Source organism: Nostoc paludosum FACHB-159, assembly GCF_014698835.1.
Lineage (GTDB): Bacteria > Cyanobacteriota > Cyanobacteriia > Cyanobacteriales > Nostocaceae > Nostoc > Nostoc paludosum.
The window spans coordinates 16657-37819 of record NZ_JACJTU010000010.1; the positions used below are offsets into that span (position 1 = coordinate 16657).

The window sequence follows — 21163 nt, forward strand, 5'->3', positions numbered from 1 at the left end:
CCCTTTGACATTATTTCTAGGCCTTGATTGGCAAAATTAAAATAGACTATTGCTTACGTTGAAAGCTACTAGACACAAAAAATTTGTATCCAACATACACTAACACTGCTAAAAGTGCCAGACTGATTACAGATGCAACCAGTTTAAACACAGCTTGCACTATCGCCAAGCCTAACAGCACTGCTACACCCGAAAATACCAGCTTTTTTGTAGCTGATAAATTGCCAAACCAGATCCGAAATCGCTCCAGTTGCAAATTGAAGTTAGCGAAGCTAAACTCAAATGTCTGTTTTTGTTCTTCTGGTGATTGAGGAACCACGTGTGGTGAAGAATTAATCTCTGCCTCTAGCTTATTGAGGCGACGCTGCAAGTCTTCTTCTCTTTGAGGATTCATCTATTTTTTCTACCTCAGCTAGGACACTTATTCAACAACATACCAACCAAAATCTATTTTGGTGGTTGTGTTAGTGATTTTAGCTAATGTCTGTGTATGTAAGACCTTTATCAGCAGGGAGAAATTATGTTTTTTTCTTGTTATTTTCCAGCCTGCTTTCTACACCTAGTGCTATTACTGCTATAAAATGTCAAAAATATCATTAGTACAAATTTGAGACAATGATGAAGTGCTAAATCTTCCACATTAATAGTGACTGATTAAATCAATTCATTCACCATACATTTATAGCCCAGACTTTTCTAAATTCTATAAACAATCCTCAGTTTAGGAGTATTAAAAGATACGGCAGCTTTTGGAACAAAGTAGTAATTGCTGTCGTCTATTATGTTCAGAGTATATATAACTATATTGCTCTAGAAAAATCTGGAGCATTGATTAAAATGAAGACTTTTAGTCTATTGACAATTGTTCCTACAATTTTAGCGATCGGTTTGATTTTCACTGAGGCTAATTTAGCACAGACACCAAATATAGAAATTAATCGGAATCTGCAACCAGATCCGCTAATTTTAAATGGAAAGTCTGGGGGATCTGTGAAAAGCAACTGTGGCAATATCACCACTGCACCCAATCAAATTATCCAAGTCAAGGAGTCACTGCCTTACTTACGATTAACAGTAGAGAGCCAAGGTAAGCCAACACTGTTGATTGACGGGCCTGGAGGAAAGTTTTGCGTACAACCAGATAGTTACTCAGGAGGCAAGCCAGAACTTTCTGGTTACTGGCAGGCAGGAATATATTCGCTACATGTAGGAGATCTCTCTGGGCAACAGTATAACTACATCCTTTCAATTTCGCAACAAAAAAAATAAGCTGCCTTTGGATCTAATGCAGCACCTTTTTTTCTGTTGGCTGTTGACTTTTGACAGTTAACCGTTAGCACTCAAAGAACCTTATGATTAACTGTGCAATTTCATAAGCTATATAGCAGCCCAGTCTTTAGCCATTTGCCCTTTGCTAGTTGAGAATAACTAATCACTAATGACTAATCTTCCAATGATTGAGTTGGTATTTCAACTGCTTTAACATCAATAGTGCCTGCTGGCGTCAAGCGCTGAAAATGACTATTTTGTACTAACAACGGCTCACCACAGTTAGGACACTGCACCTGGCTGTTATTTAAACCTGTAAATTCATATCTACAGACGGGACACTGGTCAGCAACCAAGTTACGTTGCAACCACCAACGCAAACCAAAGAAAGCCACAATGGGTGCCAACAAGAGCAACCCAACAATAATTAGCAACGAATTAACCAACCAACCCAAGCCCAGCGATGCTAGCAACCAAGTAACTGCTAGCAGAGTGAGCCAGGGTCGGAGATTTAAAAGATTCAATTGAAATGACTTAAAGCTCATTTTTTAAATTTCGTCCTGCTCTCCTTCTAGGATAGCGATTTTGGCCATTAGTCATTAGTAGAGACGCGATTAATCGCATCTGTACAATAGTCATTAGTCATTAGTGATTTGTCACTGGGACTTAAAACTGAGGATAGAAGCAGGTGTTGTAACTTATGTTGGAACGCATCTAAGCCAAACAAAGCGATCGCTTGTTCTCGTAGCCACTGGCCATCACACCGTTGGTCATTACCTTGCAGCATTTCTATACAAGCTGCTGCTACAGCGTCAGGATTGCGGTGTGGTACTCGCCATCCGAGTTTACCATCCTGTAAGGGGTCAGCCGATCCATCGTCGTCACCGGATAATACAGGTACTTGACAAGCCATTGCTTCTAAATAAACGATGCCGAAGCCTTCTTGAGAAGGCATAATGTAGGCATCAGCAAGGCGATAATGTTCCATTAATTCTTCTGTGGCGACGAAACCAGCAAACACAACGCGATCGCTCACACCTAAATATGCAGCAAGTTGAGCTAATCGCGGTTGGTCATCACCACGACCAATTACCAAATATTTGACTTCTGGGAAAACCTCGGCGATTTGTGGTAAAGCGCGAATCGTGACATCCACGCCTTTATAAATATCCCCTGACCATAACCGCGCCACTGTCATTAAGACCTTAGCACCAGTTAAGCCATACTTTTCAACTAATTCTGGCTGTTTGTCACCAGGGGTGAATTTATCCCCATCAATTGCACAAGGCATCATCTGGATGGTTTTGGGGTCTAGACCATTGGCAATACAAGCGCGATCGCGGCTGTAGCGACTAATTGTCCAAATTCCTGCTGCTGATGCTAAGGCACGGCGTTCTTGATTTTTCAGTGGTTCCCAGACTTCTTTACCGTAAGTTAATACGGTGTAAGGAATTCCCAAGGGTTGGCAAAGGGTTTGGATTAATACTGCTAAGTTAATGTGACCACAGAAAACTTGTTGCGGACGGTTTTGCAATAGACACTTTAGTAAGGCTGCTGCCATTTTGACTCTTCCCATCTGGGGAGAGCTATTTTTAAAGTAATGAAATTTTAAATTTTCGTCTTCAAAAGAATTTAAGCAATTCGCACTATCTCGCAGCAAAAAGACTTCCGCCTTATAGCCTTGATTTAATTTTAGATAAGCTCGAAAAATATCTTTTATATATGATTGAATACCGCCTTCGCGAGCAAAAATTTCTAAGAACACGAAGACGTGGTTAGTTTTTTTGTTAACTTTATTACCTAGCTTTAGGTTTTCTGTCACTGTATTAATGAGCATGTTTAGTTATTTACACTCTTGGCAAGGGGGCGATGGCACCGCTTTCTAATCGTTCTAAATCTGTTTTTACCATTGTTTCTAAAAGTTCTTCAAAGCTTAATTGTGGTTCCCAGCCAAGGTTTCTTTTCGCTTTACTAGGGTTAGCAACTAGTTGAAAATGCTCGTCTTGTCGTAATAAATTAGTATTTATAATTACATGATTTTGCCAATCCAATCCCACAGACTCAAAGGCTGTAGCTACTAAGTCTCTAACGCTGTGTAGCTTACCTGTACCAATCACGTATTCTTCTGGCTCATCTACCTGCAACATACGCCACATAGCTTCTACGTAATCCCCTGCAAAACCCCAATCGCGCTTGGCATCTAGGTTACCCATTTCTAAGGTTTCAGTAAAACCCAATTTAATTGATGCAACTGCTAAAGAAACTTTGCGTGTAACAAACTGAGGTGCGCGTAGTGGAGACTCGTGATTGTATAAAATTCCGCTACAGGCAAAGAGTCCATAGCGCTGTCTGTGATGCACCATTGTCCAATGGGCGTGCATCTTGGCCGCAGCATAGGGATTTTTCGGACGGAAAGGAGTTTCCTCATCTTGAGGCGAAGAGAAAACATCGCCAAACATTTCTGAACTGCTGGCTTGATAGAATCTGGTAGACAAACCAACGTGTCGCACTGCTTCTAAGAGCCTAGTCGCTGTACCAGTTATCAGATCTAGAGTGCCCAAAGGGTCGTTCCAAGAATCTGGTACAAAACTCGGAGCTGCCAAATTATAAATTTCTTGGGGACGCAGTTGTTCAACAGCCGTCAACAGTGCCGTACTATCCCTTAAATCAACTGTAAAAATTTCTACTTGAGTTGCCAGGGTTCCTAATTTTGTCAAATTAGGCTGTCGGTGTGGGGGTACTAATCCTACAACTCGGTAACCCTGGTTAAGCAGCAAATGGCTGAGATAGTAGCCATCTTGGCCAGTAATTCCTGTAATTAGGGCTGTTTTAGTCATATTTTGTCCCCTATGTATTCTATCTCTCTATTAAGCACTAGATGGCACTTGTTGAAGAACAAAAATAAGACTCTCAACACTGCTGACAAATCTTAACAAGGTAGCTTCTATAACTCGAATGCTATCTTTACTACATTCAATAATTATTTTTATACAAGAATACTCTTTTATTTTTACCAAAAAAATATAATAGTTAAGCAATTTCACGGAAAAAAATATTACATTAGTTCATATATTCTTGAAAAAGTAGTATACTTGTGTCAATCAAATAAGCGTTTAATTAAGCAATTACTGGCTATGATAATACATATGTTCGTAAACAGATAGCTTAGGATACGCCAAAACTCATGTTGGCATTACCACTGAGAAGGGTTTTGTGAAAATAAAAAGGTAACAAACGCCATGTTCGTTCTTACCTTTTGCAGAGGTATCGCTCTAACGGACTAAGACAAGCAATTATTACGTACTTTTCACAAAATATCAAATTGGTATCAAAAGCATTTTTGCCTCTACTTATGCTTAAGAATGCTTCACTTTGACTTTTGTACTTTTGTAGAATATTTGACAATCAGCAGACAATTTCTACCATCTGCACCACGTTCATACACCACACGGTCAGCCAAGCGCCGGAGGAGAAACCATCCATATCCGCCTATTATCAGACTACCTGGCTTTGGCTCTGGGATTGCATCTGGATTGAAAGGTTTTCCGTGATCCCAAATTCTAATCTCTAGGCGATCGACCCACAGATAAACGTCAATATCAATGGTTGTTTCCGGTGGCAAAGCATGATGAGCATGACGAACAGCGTTGGTAAAGCCTTCTGCTAATGCTAAATTGAGACGTTCGAGTTGAGTTTGTGGCCAGCCAAGTTTAGACAAATGTTGAAGAAAAAATTGCTCAAACCATTCTTGCACGTCGTCTAAGAGGCTGAGTTCGCTCCTAACCGTCAGATGGTCTTGCTGCACTACGGTAAGCATTAACTGTGACTTGAATGAAAGTAAACCCAAGTTGCTAGTGATTAAATTTTGCCCTTTTTGCAAAATTTTTCTGGCATCTAAAAATCTAAATTGACATATTCTGCGTAACAAAATACAAAACATGAACAATTTTGGCATTCGAGGGTTAAAACTGGCAACTTACGTGAGAGCTAAGTGAAAAGTATTTGTATTTCTTGACCGTGCCAATTTTAGATTTTAGATTTTAGATTTTAGATTAAAAATTATTTCGATACTCTTGCAAAGAAGCAAGTTACATACCGCGCCGCTAGTCGGCTAAACAAATCCTTCGATCCAAAATTTAAAATTTTTAAGCCCCTATCCACAGTGGTTGGGGTTAATCCAAAATCTAATCATTGACTTTTAGTGATTTGAGATTTTGGAAGTTCCATCTAAGGCTTCCTTAGCTTGAAACTTCAAAGTGGGATGCTACACAAAAACAGAGTCACAAGAGTTCAAGAACCAAAAAAAGATTCTAATGAATGACTAGATCAATCATACTAAATTCCTTATCAATTCTGAATTTTGACTCTTTTATACCCAATTCTGACGCTTTACTACCCAAAACGTGAAATCCAAGATTCAAGCTGGACTATTAAAATTGACGCCTGTTTCTTTTTTCAAAGCACATCTGCATATGCTCTTAAAAATCACAGGCGTCAAAGCACTTTATGGTGACTAATTTTAGAATAGTCCCAAGGTTAAAGATTTATCCAATGGCAAGGCAGCACCAATACCTAGCCACAGGGTAACAAGGGTGCCAAATAGGAACACTGTGGTTGCAACTGGACGGCGGAAGGGGTTTTGGAACTTATTGACGTTCTCAATAAAAGGAACGAGGATTAGTCCCAAGGGTACGGAAGCCATTGCTAACACTCCTAAAAGTTTGTTAGGAAGCGATCGCAAAATTTGGAACACTGGATACAAATACCACTCTGGTAAAATTTCCAATGGTGTGGCGAAAGGATTTGCTGGTTCGCCTGTCATGGCGGGGTCTAGCACAGCTAGAGCCACAATTGCAGCGAAGGAACCCATAATTACAATGGGAAAAACGTAAAGTAGGTCATTAGGCCAAGCGGGTTCACCATAGTAGTTGTGACCCATACCTTTAGCCAGTTTGGCTCTTAACTTGGGATCGCTGAGGTCAGGTTTTTTCTGTGTTGCCATTTTTAAATGTGCTCTCCTGCTTAAGTTTAATTAAAGCATTTGTGAAAGCTATCGGCTATCAAGCAACCCTAGCAAGCGGCGTTGTGTCTCGCCTGCGGTCAGCCGCTTCGAGGGTGCCTGAAGCTTTCGGCTTGGGATGCAAGTGTTTGTTTTTTGTAACTTATGTAGAATTAGTTTCTTGTGTTTCATAAGTTTAGAACAAACAACTCGATCTGGAAACTGACAAATGTTGCCTTTTGCTAATCTTTGAGATTACAAAGGCCCAGAAATACCTTGTTTGCGGATCATCAAGAAGTGAAACAGCATGAAGACTGCAATTAACCAAGGCAAAACAAAGGTGTGTGCGCTGTAGTAACGAGTCAATGTTGCTTGACCGACACTAGAACCACCACGCAATAGGTCGGAGATCAGAACACCAACCACGGGAATTGCTTCTGGTACGCCGCTAACGATTTTCACAGCCCAGTAGCCAACTTGATCCCAAGGCAGGGAGTAGCCAGTAACTCCAAAGGAAACGGTAATTACAGCCAGGATGACACCACTTACCCAGGTCAATTCGCGGGGCTTTTTAAAACCACCAGTCAGATAAACCCGGAAGACGTGCAAAATCATCATCAATACCATCATGCTGGCAGACCAGCGATGGATGGAACGAATTAGCCAACCGAAGTTCACTTCATTCATGATGTATTGAACTGAGGAGAAAGCTTCAGCGACTGTTGGCTTGTAGTAGAACGTCATGGCAAATCCAGTAGCAAACTGGATCAAAAAGCAAGTCAGGGTAATTCCACCCAGACAGTAAAAAATGTTGACGTGGGGAGGGACGTACTTGCTAGTAACGTCTTCGGCGATCGCTTGAATCTCCAGGCGTTCCTCAAACCAGTCGTAAACGTTGGCCATACAATCTCAAGTTCCTAAGAATCGGTTGCGTTTGATAAATTCCGAAGTTCTAAATCGGCGACGAAAGTTTTCAGGGTCTCAAGCTTCGGCATCTTACAAGTTCGGCTTTAGGCATTCCCTCACCAGATGCCACAGCTTAGAGTAGCAGCATAACCCTTTGCGGACTTTCTAAAAGCCGCCGAGTCGTGACTTCTCTCCCAATTAGCAATTTTGGGATTTTAGTAAAGGGGACTTTTTGTTTGTCAGCTTTCAGAGTGCTAAGAGTTTTCAGAAACTTTACACTCTGTAAAGATGGAATGTATTGCGATCTCTTTATGCTCCAACACAGAAAATGGTGGACACAAAGTAGATTTTATCGTTTGCTGAGTGGGATGAACTGCATCAGTTGAGTAAACAAGTTGATGAGAAGAATGCACCACTTCTATAAAAAAAGTAACATAATCGAGAGATAGATTTCATCAACAACAGGACAACAGGGCATTTCTAGGCAATTTGGGTTGAGGTGGAATTGATAATGGGGTTCATGAACAAATTTTTTCGAGTTGGATTTTCACTGCTAATGGCGTTTTGCTTGTCTTTGGGTATAATTACCCAGCCAGCACTGGCTTTGACAGCACAACAAAAGCTGGTTTCTGAAGTTTGGCGAATCGTCAATCGGACTTATCTGGATGAGACGTTTAACCATCAAAATTGGGCGTTAGTCCGGCAAAAAGTTCTCGATAAACCGCTTAGCGATTCCAATGCGGCTTATACAGCCATTCAGACGATGCTCAAGAGCCTCGACGATCCTTTTACCCGCTTTTTAGACCCAGAGCAGTACCGCAGCTTACAGGTAAATACTTCTGGGGAGTTGACGGGGGTGGGATTGCAAATTGCTCTCAATGCTGAAACTGGTAAGCTCGAAGTAGTGGCTCCCATAGCAGGTTCACCAGCGGAGAAAGCAGGGATTAGACCACGCGATCGCATTCTCAAAATTGAAGGCATTCCCACTGAAAATTTGACTCTGGATGAAGCTGCGACAAAAATGCGCGGGCCGACTGGTAGCCTTGTCACTCTCCTCATCGAACGAGATGGAGAGCCAGAGACGGAAATTAGACTGACGCGCGATCGCATTACTCTTAATCCTGTGGTTTCCGAATTGCGTGTTTCTGGCCAGGGTACGCCCATTGGCTACCTTCGTCTGACTCAATTCAATGCCAACGCCTCCACGGAATTGGCAAACGCTATTTCTAGTCTAGAAAAAAAAGGAGCTGCTGCCTACATTCTAGATTTGCGAAATAATCCTGGTGGGTTATTACAAGCCGGAATAGAAATCGCCCGTTTGTGGTTAGAATCCGGCACAATTGTCTACACTGTTAACCGACAAGGCATTCAAGGTAGTTTTGAAGCGTTTGGGCCTGCCTTAACCGACGATCCTTTGGTGATTTTGGTAAATCAAGGAACTGCTAGTGCTAGTGAGATTCTTGCTGGCGCACTCCAAGATAATGGGCGTGCCCAACTTGTGGGGGAAACGACTTTTGGCAAAGGCTTAATTCAATCTTTGTTTGAATTATCAGATGGTTCAGGTTTGGCAGTGACAATTGCTAAGTATGAAACTCCTCAACATCGGGATATTAACAAACTGGGTATTAAGCCAGATAAGGTGATTTCCCAAACACCCCTAAACCGGGAACAGATTGGCACAACTGCGGATCTGCAATATCAAGCAGCACTGGAACTATTGAATGAAAACTCGGTTGTGGCGGGAAAAACTTAAAAACTTTACTGTTGCACCTGATTTGGTTGTAGAAGTACTTTTTTAGGTAGCGAAAATGAGCGCGGCGATCGCAAAGTGAAACTGCGGTTTTATTTACTTAAGCGGACAAGGAGAAGTGGGGACGACTGGGGCAAAAGGTTTTTCTCTTTCTTCCCTTGTTTGACAATACTGGCATAATTTCAAACATCTTCCTACATATCTGAAGCTGTTTACCAAAAATAGCCAAAAACACACTAGCCGAAGAAGCGATCGCTGGAACATGCTTTAACTCAGGAATCTGCCGCAACTCTCGCAACATCTCGTAGCCATTCATTTCTGGCATCATCAAGTCTGTAATAATCACATCGGGATGAATTTCCTTTGCCTTTGCCAATCCTTCTCGACCATTGCTGACTTCCATCACTGCAAAGCCTAAAGGTTCCAGCAAACTCACCAAAACTGACCGATTCTCCCAACGGTCATCTACTACCACCACCTGACGCTGACTGCCTTCAAACCCTATAATCTTTCCTTGCTCGGTTGTTCGTGGAGTTGTTGCCCAATCTTTGGCTTGGTTCGCAGTATCGGCCTTCTCTTTTGCTTCTGCTAGTTCTAGCGTCCGTTCTTCTACCTTTTGTTCTAAGGTGGCAAAGGAGGTTTGCAACTGTTTGGCCATACTGTTGAAGGATGCAGAAAGTTCTCCGAGTTCATCGGTGCGATCGCTCGGTAGAGTTGCATTCCAGTTGCCGATTGTCAATTGTTTGGCGGCGCTATTAAGTTGTAACACTGGTAGCACAACCAGCGATCGCGATAGCCAACGCACTAAAATCACAGTCACTAACAATACAGGTAAAAAATTTACCAGAGCAAATGCCGCTAACGTATATTCCTGGCGAACTACAGAACTGGCACAGTTCAACCACCAAAAATCCATTCACCCGACCCTGGAGATTGGTAATTGGGGCATAACCGTAAAGAATAGTTTCGCCATTTGCAGTTTTGTCAAATTCGCCTGTATGGCTGGATTAGACTTGACTCGCGCCGTTAAATCTTCCACAAAGCCAGCATCGATAAAGTCAATCTGCTTTAACTGGTAAACTAATCACAAATTCTGTTCCTTGTCCCGATACAGAATTGCAGTTCAAGTTGCCATTATGAGTTTCTTCCACAATTTGACGAGCGATCGCCAATCCCAATCCCGTTCCTCTACCAACAGCTTTTGTAGTAAATAAATGGTCAAAAATCTTTTGTTTTACTTCTTCGCTCATTCCTTTACCATTATCAGAAATGATAATTTTCAACCAGTGATTTTCTAGCAAAGTTGTAATTTTAATTAAATTAGGATTTAGCTGAATTTCTTCAAAGCTGCGTCCATTATTTGATTCTTCTAAGGCATCAATAGCATTGGCTAAAATATTCATAAATACTTGATTTAATTGCCCTGGAAAACATTCAATTTGTGGTAAATTACCATATTCAGTTAATACTTCAATGGCAGGGCGTTGTGCGTTAGCCTTCAAACGATGTTTCAAAATTAAAATTGTGCTGTCAATACCTTGGTGGATATCAAATGAAACTTTGTAATCTCGATCTGCACGGGAGAAAGTGCGGAGACTGGTGCTAATATTTTTTAGCCTGTCGCACGCGATCGTCAGGGAATCAATTACTTTGGGTAAGTCTTCTAAGGTATAATCCAAGTCGATTTCTTCTGCATGGTTAAGAATTTCTTCAGTTTTGTTGGGTAGACTTTTTTGATAGAGTCTGAGATGTTGAACAAGATCGGCAATAGTAGGTTTAGTTTGTTTGAGACTGGCGGCAATAAAACCAAGAGGATTATTCATTTCGTGAGCGACACCAGCAACTAAATTACCCAAAGCAGACATCTTTTCACTTTGGATAATTTGTAATTGGGCGTTTTGCAAATTAGTGAGAGCTTGTTCTAAATCTTCTGATTTTTGCTGCAAAGCAAGTTCTGATTGTTTGCGATCGCTAATATCTCGCATCACAGCTACCGCACCGATTTTGTTACCCGCAGCATCAACTATCGCTTGTCCGCTGGCTAACAAAATTCTTTTAGAGCCATGCTTCGGTGCAATTACCATTTCGGCATTTTCGACGATTTCCCCTTGCAAGGCGCGAAACAGAGGAATTTCCGTGGTTGATAGGGGTGTCTGCCCATCAGGTTGATAGAGATTGAAGTGTTCTCCCCATTGTTCTGCTGGTAACGATTCTAGTGGTGAGCCATGAAACTCACGAGTTGCTTTGTTAAATAGAGTCAATTTACCACTGGCATCACAAACAACAATCCCATCGCTAATATTGTGAATAATGGCATTCAAGAATTCTCGTTCTTTGGCTAGAGATGCTTCGGCCTGTTTGCGATCGCTAATATCAATTACTACTCCATCCCATACAATTGCACCATCGGCTTGTCGCTCTGGACGAGCAGCAGATTGAATCCATTTCACGGTTCCTGAAGGTAGGATAATCCGCCATTCTTGTTCAAAAGGTGTCAAAGTTTGAGCAGAGTAGATCGTTGCTTGTGTAATAGCTGGGTCATCGTCAGGATGATGCATAGCGTAAAGGCTATGTATCCCCGCCATCACCGATTCTGGCTCTAACCCATATAAGTCAAAACAACCAGAACTAACGTAGGGCGTTGAAGTTGAACCATCCGCCTCCAAACGGAATTGATACACCATACCAGGAATATTATTTGCCAAATTTTGAAAACGGGTTTCGCTAGCCTGTAATTTTTCTAGAGATTGTGTCAATTGTTGGGCATAGTTCTGCGAATTTCCATAAAGTCGGGCATTTTCCAGGGAAATGGCAGCTTGAGCGCAAAGTAAGTTTAATAGTTCGACGCGATCGTTGGTAAAGGCTCCAGTCACTAAATTGTTTTCCAGGTACAATACACCAAGCAACTTACCCTGATGCAAAATCGGGCTACACAAAATACTCTTGGGCTGCTGTCGCTGAATATAGGGGTCATTAGTTAATTGTCCGTGTACTCTAGCATCAATAATTACCGTAGGTTGTAAGCTGCGTTTGACAGTATTAATCAGACTTACCGGCACATCCTCGCTGTCTTCAAAAAATTGTGGCTTCAGCAGCACTGGGCAAAAATCACTATAAGTGACGGATTGCACCATCAACTGTTCTTCATGGGACAGCAGCAAGACACATTTCTCGGCTCCGGAATTTTCGATGAGAATATGCAGTAATGTGGAGAGTAGTTTTTCCAGTTCGATTTCCCCGGAAAGAATTTGGGAAGCTTTGAGAACGGCAGCTAAATCTAAAGCGACAGAGACGCTGCTGCTACTGGAAGTGGCAGAACTAATGGAGGTGACAGTTCCTAAGTTGAAGATAGTTTCAGAAGTGGAGAGGGGAGAACGGGTTTGCTGGAGGATAGGGGCGAGTAGTTGGGGATAGCGTTTTTCTAAGTCGGCGACTTTGGCTTTGGCGCCCCAACGAGCATAGCCATAGTAAGCTTCGGTCATGTATTCTTGGGCAATGCGCCCTTTACCCCAATCTAGGTAGAACTTAGCGGCTAGTTCGTTGGCAAGTGCTTGCTCTTGGGTGTAACCGTGTTCTTTAGCAAGAGAAATGGCGCGATCGTAATAATCCATTGCGTCGGCTTTGTTACCCAGAATACGATACTGTTCTGCTGCTACCAAATCAAATTTATGTTGGAAATTCATTGGCGCATCAGTCGCCCATTGTTTCATCTTTTCCTGATTATTCGTGACTCGATTCAGGACGTTTATTTGTTGCGAATCTGCTAGGGATGGATAAATTGCCAAGTGCGCCAAAGAATCATAGAAGTAAGATACTGGTACAACCAAAAGACCTGGCACTCCATCTAAATACTGTTCAGCTTGCAGTGCATTTTCCTGGGCTTGTAGATAGTTTCCAAAAAAGTAGCAAAGAATAAGTTTGTTGAAATAAAAGTGATGCAGCCCAGTTCTATCATGAGCATCTAGAAGCTTTGGTAAAGCTGTTTTTTCGTTGTAGACTTCACCTTGTAAAATGCATGGATGTTCTGAGTAATTTAGCAAGTTCATCACTGATTGTTGAAATATTTGATGAAAGCTTAAAGCATTTTCTTGCTTGAGTCGGAATAGGATATCACTAATAGTTGCCATTTCTTGGGCAACTATTGTCAATTCTTGTCCCATCAGATACGTATGCTGGTATTTATGTATGGCAGCATGGGTAGCAAATATAAAATTGCCACCTTCTAGACCACTTTGGAAGGCATCCGAAAGAACTGGTAACGTTTCTTTGACATGAACTTTGCCATGAGCTATACAAACTCCCACCACAAAGAATGTAGAACTTTTGATGTCTGGAAAGTTGAATTTTTCTGCTAAATTTAAGGCTAATTTTCCAACTTGATAAGCTGATTTAATATTTTGAAATACTGCATTTAAAAGGATACCGTAACAAGCGTAACCATAACTTGAGAAAGGTGAATTACCATAGTCGATTGATAGGTTCATCAATTCACATATCACCAATGGAAATAGTATCGGTGCAGCTTGATAAGTAGCAGGGCCAATAGTGGCTAAGATCCTTGCAGCACATAGATGCTCGATATCTGTCATCAATGGTAAGTTAATCAATTCTTCGATATTCTTTCTGTGCAAATTGCTTGCAACTTGAGTGAGTGCTTGTTGAATATCTGAAGGTTCCGGTGATTCTGGTATGGTTACTCCCACAAGTTGTAAAGCTTCTAATCCAATTTTGACTGCTTCTAGCTTTTTGACTTGTGCCATAGAAGCTTGGATTTTAACAGCATAAACTTTCATTTTGTCAACAGAAGTCTTTGCCTGTTGCATAACAATATCTGCCCATTGCTCCATCTGCCCAAAATCACCACTTAGGTATGCGGTTTCTGCTGCTAGTTCGTGCAGCGCCAGGGTGAGGTCGTAGTGTGTTTGCCAGCAATACTCATCTGGAGATGGAGAAAAATTTAGTAAAGCAATACCTGTAGTTGAGTACTGATAAGCAGCTGCATAAGCTGTGGCAGATTTAGCTTTTTGTGCTGCTTGTAAATTGAGTTCAGCGATTTTTATTTGTGGCGTTCGCTCAATAATCAAAGATTTACCAATGTTGAGTTGATTGACAATCTCAAACAAATTTTCATCTATTTCTATGGCTTTTGTATTGTTAAGCAGCAGTTGTCCAATTTTCAGGTGCGTTGCTGGTTTTTGCTCCTCTGGAATCAGAGAATACGCCGCTTGTTGGACGCGATCGTGCAAAAATTTATAAACAGTCTTTTGTCCGCTATTATTTGTTTGTAAATTATCAATGGCTAATGACGAATCTTGATAAAATTTGTAAACTTCATTGGTGGGAATCACAAGTCCTTCTTGTAATGCTTTCCACAAATCCGTAGCGGTTTCTGTCTGAGACTTTTGATAAACGATCGCCAATGTAGTTAAATCAAATTGATTCCCAATACAGGCTGCTAATTTGAGAACTTCCTGAGTGTTGGGCGACAACTTTAAAAGTTGAATTGCCATAAACTCAACAACATCATCGGTGAGAGCGAGCGATCGCACTTTTGCCACATCACACTGCCACCCCCCTTGTCTTCCTCCCTTAGTAAGGGGAGCCAGTGCGTTGCTGGGGTCTCCCCCGTTGTAGCAACTGGCGTGGGACTGAGGGGGGTCAAAGCTAATTAGCCCCTCCTCATGTAATGCCTTGAGAAACTGAGTTGTAAAAAACGGATTGCCTTTGGCTTTTTGATAAACTAGTTCAGTCAACGGCAGGGCAACTTCTGTCGAGCAACTCAATGTGTCTGCAATCAAACTATTGACATCAGCCTGATTTAATGGCTTCAGCGTTAGAGTGTTTACTGCGGCCACCTTCTCAATTTCTTTAAGCGTCAGCATTAAGGGATGAGCTGCAAATACTTCGTTATCGCGGTATGCACCAATAATGAATAAATAGCCGTTCAAAGTTTCATCCATCAACAGCTTCAGCAAATTCAGGGATGCTAAATCTGCCCATTGCAAATCGTCTAGGAACACTACCAACGGATGCTCCCTTGTAGCAAACACCTGAATAAACTTGACAAACAGCAGATTGAAGCGGTTTTGTGCGGCACTACCTGATAGTTCTGGCGCAGGCGGTTGTTTGCCAATAATCTGTTCTAATTCCGGAATCACATCAATTATTACCTGCCCATTCTCACCCAAAGCAGACAGAATTTTATTTCGCCACTGTTGGAGTTGACTGTCGCTTTCACTGAGTAATTGTGTCATCAAATCGCGGCAAGCTCGGACAAAAGCAGACAGGGGAATGTTGCGGTTGAATTGGTCATACTTACCTTTGATGAAATAACCACTCCAGCGGACAATCGGCTTATGTACTTCATTCACCACCGCAGTTTTACCAATACCGGAGAAACCAGCCACCAACATCAACTCGACTGCTCCATTGGCAACTCGGCCAAATGCTTCTACCAAACTTTGGACTTCTTGCTCTCGTCCGTAGAGTTTTTCTCTTATGAGAAAGCGATCGCTAATATCGTGCTGTGCTAAATCAAACCAGGTATGTTTGCCTGTTGCTTGCCATTCCTGGCAACATCTCTCTAAATCATATTTCAGTCCCAATGCACTCTGATAGCGGTCTTCAGCGTTCTTTGCCATCAGCTTACTAAGAATCTCTCCCAGCATTAAAGGCATTTCCGGGTTGAGGTCACAGATGGAATTGGGCTGTTTAGCGATATGGGAATGCACTAATTCCATTGGCTCGTCGGATGTAAAAGGCAGTTGTCCGCTCAGTAACTCAAAAAATGTCACACCTAATGAATAAAAGTCGCTGCGGTAGTCAATACCTCGATTCATCCGCCCAGTTTGCTCTGGCGATAGATACGCTAGCGTCCCTTCGAGTCCATTGATACTCTGAATTTCCTGGGTTTCCCTTGGTAAGAGCGAGGCAATACTGAAGTCAATCAGTTTGACTTGTTTGGTATCAGGGTGAATTAGGATATTGGCTGGTTTAATGTCCTTGTGAATGACGCGCTGTTGGTGCAACTGGTGTAAAGTATCTAGCAGTTGCAAGGCAATGGGTAAGAATTCTTGTAATGTTAGTGGTTTTGAGCAAGTAAATTGGCGTAGAGAAACACCACCAAAGTCCTCCATTACCAGGGCATAGCCATTGTGATAGTGTTCGAGGCTGTAGGGTTTGATGATGCCAGGAATATCTAAATTTTTGGCGATCGCATATTGGTTGCGAAACTGTACTAATTCGCTAAAAGTCGGGTATTCTCGTTTTAAGAGCTTGATGACAACTGGCTGGCGATGCCTGCGGCCAGCTGCCCCTACGCATTCTCGTATTGCCCGATATACTTGAGTGCGAGAACCTGAATAAAGTTGTTCCACAATCTCGTAGCTAGCGATATTTATAGTTTCAACAACTTTTGCGCTCATAAATTTTTACTAGAATTCCTTGTCTCAGGCTTAGAATTCCCTAGACAGCATCCTGGTTAACAGATATGGGAAAATTTGCATGGGGCATTAGGAAGGGGGAAAGGGAAAGGGGTAAGGGGGAAAGGTTAAATTTATCCCTTTACCCTTTACCCTTTAACCTTTTCCCCTACCTCCCCATTTCCCTCATCTTCCAATACCTCAGTTACTATTTTTAAGACAGCAAAGCTTGTAAATCAAGAGAGGCGAGGTGTTGGTAAGCTCCATCTATGGCACGCTTGCCTCTCAAGAAACCTGTATTAGCTCCGGGGCAAATGTACTGAAGAGTTTCTGGTGTAAAACGTTCTAGTAACAACCGAAGACTCTTAATTTGTCGCGGCCAGTGAAAAGTTTTTGCTGTCCGTAATGGTACTAGTTTACCTTGCTGGTTGGGGAGTAAATGGCGACCGGAAAACAGGATACCTCCAAGTTGACTGTAGTATAGACAAGATGAACCGGGAGAATGACCTGGTGTCCAAATCACTTGTGTTTCTGCATCAATAGTAAATTCTTGGCTAAAACTAGTTAAGGTTAAGCCTGGTAATAAATAAGCTTCTTGTTCTTGAATTAGGACTTTGCAGTCAAAAATTTGCTGAAATTCAGCGGTCTTGCCAATAGCGCCTCGATGGGTCAGAAATAACCAACTTACGCCCCCATGCCCTGCTAAAAAATCTTGATTTGTTTGGTCTAGGCTAGGGCAGTCTATGAGGATATTGCTTTCATTTCTTACAATAAAATAAGAGGTTCCCCCTAATGTGTCCCGATTGGGTGGGAAAGCAAAAATGCTCTCTTGTGCGAAGTTGATTTTTAGAGAATCTTCGCTAGAAGTTGCGTTCGGGAACACAGCCCGTGGTGGGTTGGTTGTGCGACTCGGCTGTTGAGGTGAAGGGGACATAATGTAAAGAACCGAAACTGAGGAGTTGTGGATAATCTGGTTAGAGTGTAAAAATTCTCAAAGATTGAAACTTAAGCGTTAACTAGCAATGTTAACGGTTGGTTAAAAAATTAGGGTTTGAGGTCTACCTTGTAGTTAAGGCGATGGTGCTAAAGCTACTGGTGAGGCGTTTTGTCAAAATTACTGAAAATAATATGGAATTTTGGTTTTTGTTTCTCCTCCTACTGGGGCTAGCTACTTATCTAATGGTGCAGCACAGCGTCGCTCAGATCACCCGGACGCCAGTATGGTTGTTGTGGTTGGTTTTAATGACACCAGCATTGCTGTTGATTGGATGGATGCTGATGTATGGGGCGAAACAACCTCCGCCAGTAGGGTTGTTTATGTGGTCTTTATTTATCTGTATACTGTTTTACTGGATATTGTTTCAATGGGGGCGTCGAGTACCACCAGATACACAGACCGACCAAGCCCAAGCCCAAGCCTCAGAATCACAGCCAATTACACAGCCTACCGCAGAAACAACAGTGCGTCCAATTGAACCAAGAGAAGAAACTCAACTACGAAATTGTTTTCCTTGGTCTGTATATTACGTCCAAAATATTGAGTATCGGCCACAAGCGGTTATTTGTCGCGGTCAGTTGCGAACTAAAGCTAGCAATGCTTACCAACAGATTAAGGCTAATATTGAAGCACAATTTGGCGATCGCTTTCTCCTAATCTTTCAAGAAGGTTTCAATGGCAAACCTTTCTTTGTACTGGTTCCTAACACTCAAGCTACTAAACAGACAGATACACCACAACGCGACCAACAACATTTAACTCGACCAGGATTAGCGCTTTTACTGCTTTTCGCCACTTTGTTAACTACTACTTTGGTTGGAGTGGAAATTGCTGGCGTTTCTCTCCCACAAACATCGGAAATAGGATCTTTTCTGAAAAATCTATTTAGCCCTGATGTTCTCCTCCAAGGTTTGCCCTATGCTTTAGGACTAATGGCAATTTTGGGCACTCATGAACTCGGACACTATTTAACAGCTAGATTCTACAATATTCGCTCGACGTTGCCTTACTTTATTCCCGTGCCTTTTTTCTTGGGAACCTTTGGTGCATTTATTCAAATGCGTAGTCCGATTCCTAACCGCAAAGCTTTATTTGATATTAGTATTGCTGGCCCCCTTGCGGGCTTTGTGGTCACGTTACCGATTTTAATTTGGGGATTGGCTCATTCTGATGTGGTTGCTCTGACTGAAAAAACCCGACTTTTAAATCCCGATGCCCTCAATCCCAAGTATTCTATTTTATTAGCGCTACTCTCAAAGTTAGCTTTGGGAAGTCAATTAACAGCAAAATCGGCTCTTGATTTACATCCACTGGCAGTAGCCGGTTTCTTAGGATTAGTTGTCACCGCTTTAAATTTAATGCCTGTGGGACAATTAGATGGAGGTCACATTGTCCATGCAATGTTTGGACAAAGAACGGCAATTGTAATTGGTCAAATTGCTCGCGTTTTGTTACTATTACTTTCTTTAGTTCGAGAAGAATTTTTGTTGTGGGCAATTATCCTATTATTTATGCCATTGGTTGATGAACCTGCGCTGAATGATGTCACTGAATTGGATAATAAACGTGACATTTGGGGATTATTTTCAATGGCTTTGTTGATTGTTATTGTTTTACCATTGCCGCAGGCGATCGCCAACCTTTTGCAAATTTAAATAACAGACCCTTCAAACACAAATTAACGACTGCCAGAAATCGGAATGTTAATGCGATTGCCAATGTTTAAACGAGCTATGAGCGCAGTCCAACCAGTTTGTGACTTGCTCCCAAGCCCCGACCAGTATCGCCGTCAAAATACTCGTGAAACAAATTGAGATGCTGCCAATGGGGGTCTGTAGCGAAACGCAGCTCGTCCCCATGCCACGGACAAACACCAGATTCATCGGGGCAAAAAAGGCTATTGATACCAATTCTCTATAAACTTGCACTAAATAATTTAATCTCTCTTCTTGCTCTTTACTTGGCGTACTTCTCTACGAGACGCTTCTCTACGAGAGGCTTCGCCAACGCGAAGGCGGTAGCCTGCGGCAAGCTGCTGCGCGTCTACGTTTTAAAAATAAAGTGCATCTTCACGGAGAATTGGTATTAGGCTTGTTGCTATGGTTTTGAATATTCTACGAAACGATAAAATTTGTTCTTCAAAAACTTGAGCCTATTTTATTAGCCAAGATTTTCCATAAACTCACAGGTTTGGCTCTAATTCATCACCTTGAAGGCAAAATTAAACCTTCGTGATTAGTGAAGGTTTTGCCGAGGAAAAATATTTAATCCCCCAGAGAGAGGGGGAGCATTTTGTATTAAAACTAACTCGATACTGACTTAGCTGCCTCAGAAGTCTTCGCAGCAGGTGGAAAGCCAGCCAAGCGAATTTCAGAAGTGAAGGAAGTAATATTAAACCCACCAGAGCGCTTTAAGACATTTACTCGCATCCGCAAATTGGGGCTAGCAAACCACAGACGCTCCTCAGACTTGATGGTTTCATCTTCTGTAATTAGAGTCAAAGCACCATCACTATCTATTTGATAGCGTCCGGGAACTAGAGTTTTTTGGGCATCAACTATCTGCCTGAGTAACTTGCCTTGAGCCGGATTATCGGTATCGGGTACTGAAACTAAGACGGTTGAACCGCTATGTTTTACTTGCTCCCCTTCCATTGTGCCGTTCCAGGTGACTTTGAGAGCACAGGAGGCGGAACTAGGATTAATTTCGTACTGTTGACACAATTTGCTTACTTCTGGGTGATCTGCTGGTAGTGTCTCGATAATGGTGTCTGACTTGCCATGTTCAGATTGATTCAAAGCTAAATGATGAATAGTACGATGAGAAAACCATTTACCAGCACTTAACTGAAAAAACTCTTCAATATTCATGAATGAAATTACCCTGCATCAAAATGCAAAAATTCCCACTTAATTATTATTAAAAGGTAGCAGCAGGCTTTAATATTAAGCTTGATTACCTATTTCCTCAAGCCTCTTGAGGCTAATTCTTGCTGCCTCAGCAACGTTGTAATGATTGTCTTTTTCCAGGTATTTCAACGCTGAGACGCTCTTGGGAGTGGGAAGATTGCCCAAAGCTTCTGCTAGACGTTGCCTAATAAACCAATCATCTGATTGAGCAAACCGCAGGATACTATCAACAGACTCAACGGCTCTAATTTCTCCAAGCGCCGAGATTGCAGCCTCTTGCAATACTTTTTCTTTGCTATCGAGGGCTTGTAGCAGAAGTTGACGGGCACGCGGATCTTTAAGATTACCTAGCGATACGGCTGCGCTAAAGCGTACTAACCAATCAGTATCTTCATAAAATGCCCGTGAGAGTGCCTCAAAAGCTCTGACATCACCTAAATATCCTAAAGCACCAGCGGCATCAGCACGCATACCATAATCTGGATCGTTTTCGAGAATTCTGACCAAAATTGAATAACATTCTGGCGTAGGCTTGACTCCAAGGGCAAAGATCGCCATCGATCGCAGTTGCAAAGATTCGTCGTCTAGTACTTTTTTAATCAAAGGTACTGCATCCTCAGGGGAAACGTGACGCAGATTAGCAAGGGCTACCATGCGATCGCGCAAATCAGGACTTTCTAACTGAGTAGAAATTTCTTCTAAGCTTAAAGTTGTCATTTGGTTCAAAACGTTTTCTTTACTTATCTTAATTTATCCGATCCCTTCATCAGCCTGTCGCCATCACAAAGTAGGGTTTGGCGACTTTACAAAATGGCTAAATTATGAGTCAAAAATAAATAAATATTAATTTCCGGGAGATTATGTATAGAATTTAGCAGTTAGATTTAACACTTAGCTGTGCCTGAGGTATGA

The 21163-nt window shown here is 41.9% G+C and carries 15 protein-coding genes; 3 read left to right on the forward strand and 12 right to left on the reverse strand.

The genetic code is table 11. The annotated features are described in order from the left end of the window. Nucleotides 1–46: 46 nt before the first annotated feature. Nucleotides 47–394: a hypothetical protein gene (locus H6H03_RS12375; protein ID WP_190955404.1), complete on the reverse strand. Its 348-nt coding sequence runs from the start codon at nt 392–394 to the stop codon at nt 47–49. 443 nt (nt 395–837) lie between these two features. On the opposite strand from H6H03_RS12375, the gene H6H03_RS12380 reads away from it, so the two are divergent. Then, nucleotides 838–1269 carry a hypothetical protein gene (locus tag H6H03_RS12380; protein ID WP_190955405.1) on the forward strand — a complete coding sequence of 144 codons (432 nt, stop codon included), beginning with the start codon at nt 838–840 and terminating at the stop codon, nt 1267–1269. 173 nt (nt 1270–1442) lie between these two features. Here H6H03_RS12380 and H6H03_RS12385 read toward each other — a convergent pair whose 3' ends face one another. The 6 genes from H6H03_RS12385 to petB form a co-directional block, all read right to left on the reverse strand. Next, entirely contained in the window at nt 1443–1814 is a 372-nt protein-coding gene (locus H6H03_RS12385; protein WP_190955406.1) for a hypothetical protein, read from the reverse strand. 47 nt (nt 1815–1861) lie between these two features. Then, nucleotides 1862–3106 carry a glycosyltransferase gene (locus tag H6H03_RS12390; protein WP_190955407.1) on the reverse strand — a complete coding sequence of 415 codons (1245 nt, stop codon included), beginning with the start codon at nt 3104–3106 and terminating at the stop codon, nt 1862–1864. A gap of 10 nt (nt 3107–3116) precedes the next feature. After that, nucleotides 3117–4106, reverse strand: a complete 990-nt coding sequence (locus tag H6H03_RS12395; RefSeq protein WP_190955408.1) for a GDP-mannose 4,6-dehydratase — start codon at nt 4104–4106, stop codon at nt 3117–3119. Nucleotides 4107–4636: 530 nt separating this feature from the next. Then, nucleotides 4637–5086, reverse strand: coding sequence for an ATP-binding protein (locus tag H6H03_RS12400; protein ID WP_190955561.1), 450 nt, complete (start codon nt 5084–5086; stop codon nt 4637–4639). A gap of 702 nt (nt 5087–5788) precedes the next feature. Beyond that, nucleotides 5789–6271, reverse strand: a complete 483-nt coding sequence (gene petD / locus H6H03_RS12405; RefSeq protein WP_096534689.1) for a cytochrome b6-f complex subunit IV — start codon at nt 6269–6271, stop codon at nt 5789–5791. Nucleotides 6272–6523: 252 nt separating this feature from the next. Continuing rightward, entirely contained in the window at nt 6524–7171 is a 648-nt protein-coding gene (gene petB, locus H6H03_RS12410; protein ID WP_096534690.1) for a cytochrome b6, read from the reverse strand. 514 nt (nt 7172–7685) lie between these two features. Between petB and ctpA the strand changes: the two genes are divergently transcribed. After that, nucleotides 7686–8927: a carboxyl-terminal processing protease CtpA gene (gene ctpA / locus H6H03_RS12415; RefSeq protein ID WP_190955409.1), complete on the forward strand. Its 1242-nt coding sequence runs from the start codon at nt 7686–7688 to the stop codon at nt 8925–8927. A gap of 97 nt (nt 8928–9024) precedes the next feature. On the opposite strand, the gene H6H03_RS12420 is transcribed toward ctpA, so the two are convergent. From H6H03_RS12420 to H6H03_RS12430, 3 genes are all read right to left on the reverse strand, one after another. Next, on the reverse strand, nt 9025–9840 hold the full coding sequence (locus H6H03_RS12420) for a response regulator (protein WP_190955410.1): 816 nt from the start codon (nt 9838–9840) through the stop codon (nt 9025–9027). Nucleotides 9841–9982: 142 nt separating this feature from the next. Beyond that, nucleotides 9983–16348, reverse strand: a complete 6366-nt coding sequence (locus H6H03_RS12425; RefSeq protein ID WP_190955411.1) for an ATP-binding sensor histidine kinase — start codon at nt 16346–16348, stop codon at nt 9983–9985. Nucleotides 16349–16559: 211 nt separating this feature from the next. Continuing rightward, nucleotides 16560–17279 carry an MBL fold metallo-hydrolase gene (locus tag H6H03_RS12430; protein ID WP_190955412.1) on the reverse strand — a complete coding sequence of 240 codons (720 nt, stop codon included), beginning with the start codon at nt 17277–17279 and terminating at the stop codon, nt 16560–16562. 194 nt (nt 17280–17473) lie between these two features. Between H6H03_RS12430 and H6H03_RS12435 the strand changes: the two genes are divergently transcribed. Continuing rightward, nucleotides 17474–18997 carry a site-2 protease family protein gene (locus H6H03_RS12435; RefSeq protein WP_190955413.1) on the forward strand — a complete coding sequence of 508 codons (1524 nt, stop codon included), beginning with the start codon at nt 17474–17476 and terminating at the stop codon, nt 18995–18997. A gap of 648 nt (nt 18998–19645) precedes the next feature. Here the strand turns inward: H6H03_RS12435 and H6H03_RS12440 are convergent. Both H6H03_RS12440 and H6H03_RS12445 read right to left on the reverse strand, forming a co-directional pair. After that, nucleotides 19646–20212 carry a phycobiliprotein lyase gene (locus tag H6H03_RS12440; protein WP_190955414.1) on the reverse strand — a complete coding sequence of 189 codons (567 nt, stop codon included), beginning with the start codon at nt 20210–20212 and terminating at the stop codon, nt 19646–19648. Nucleotides 20213–20287: 75 nt separating this feature from the next. After that, nucleotides 20288–20968, reverse strand: coding sequence for a HEAT repeat domain-containing protein (locus H6H03_RS12445; protein WP_190955415.1), 681 nt, complete (start codon nt 20966–20968; stop codon nt 20288–20290). Nucleotides 20969–21163 lie beyond the last annotated feature (195 nt).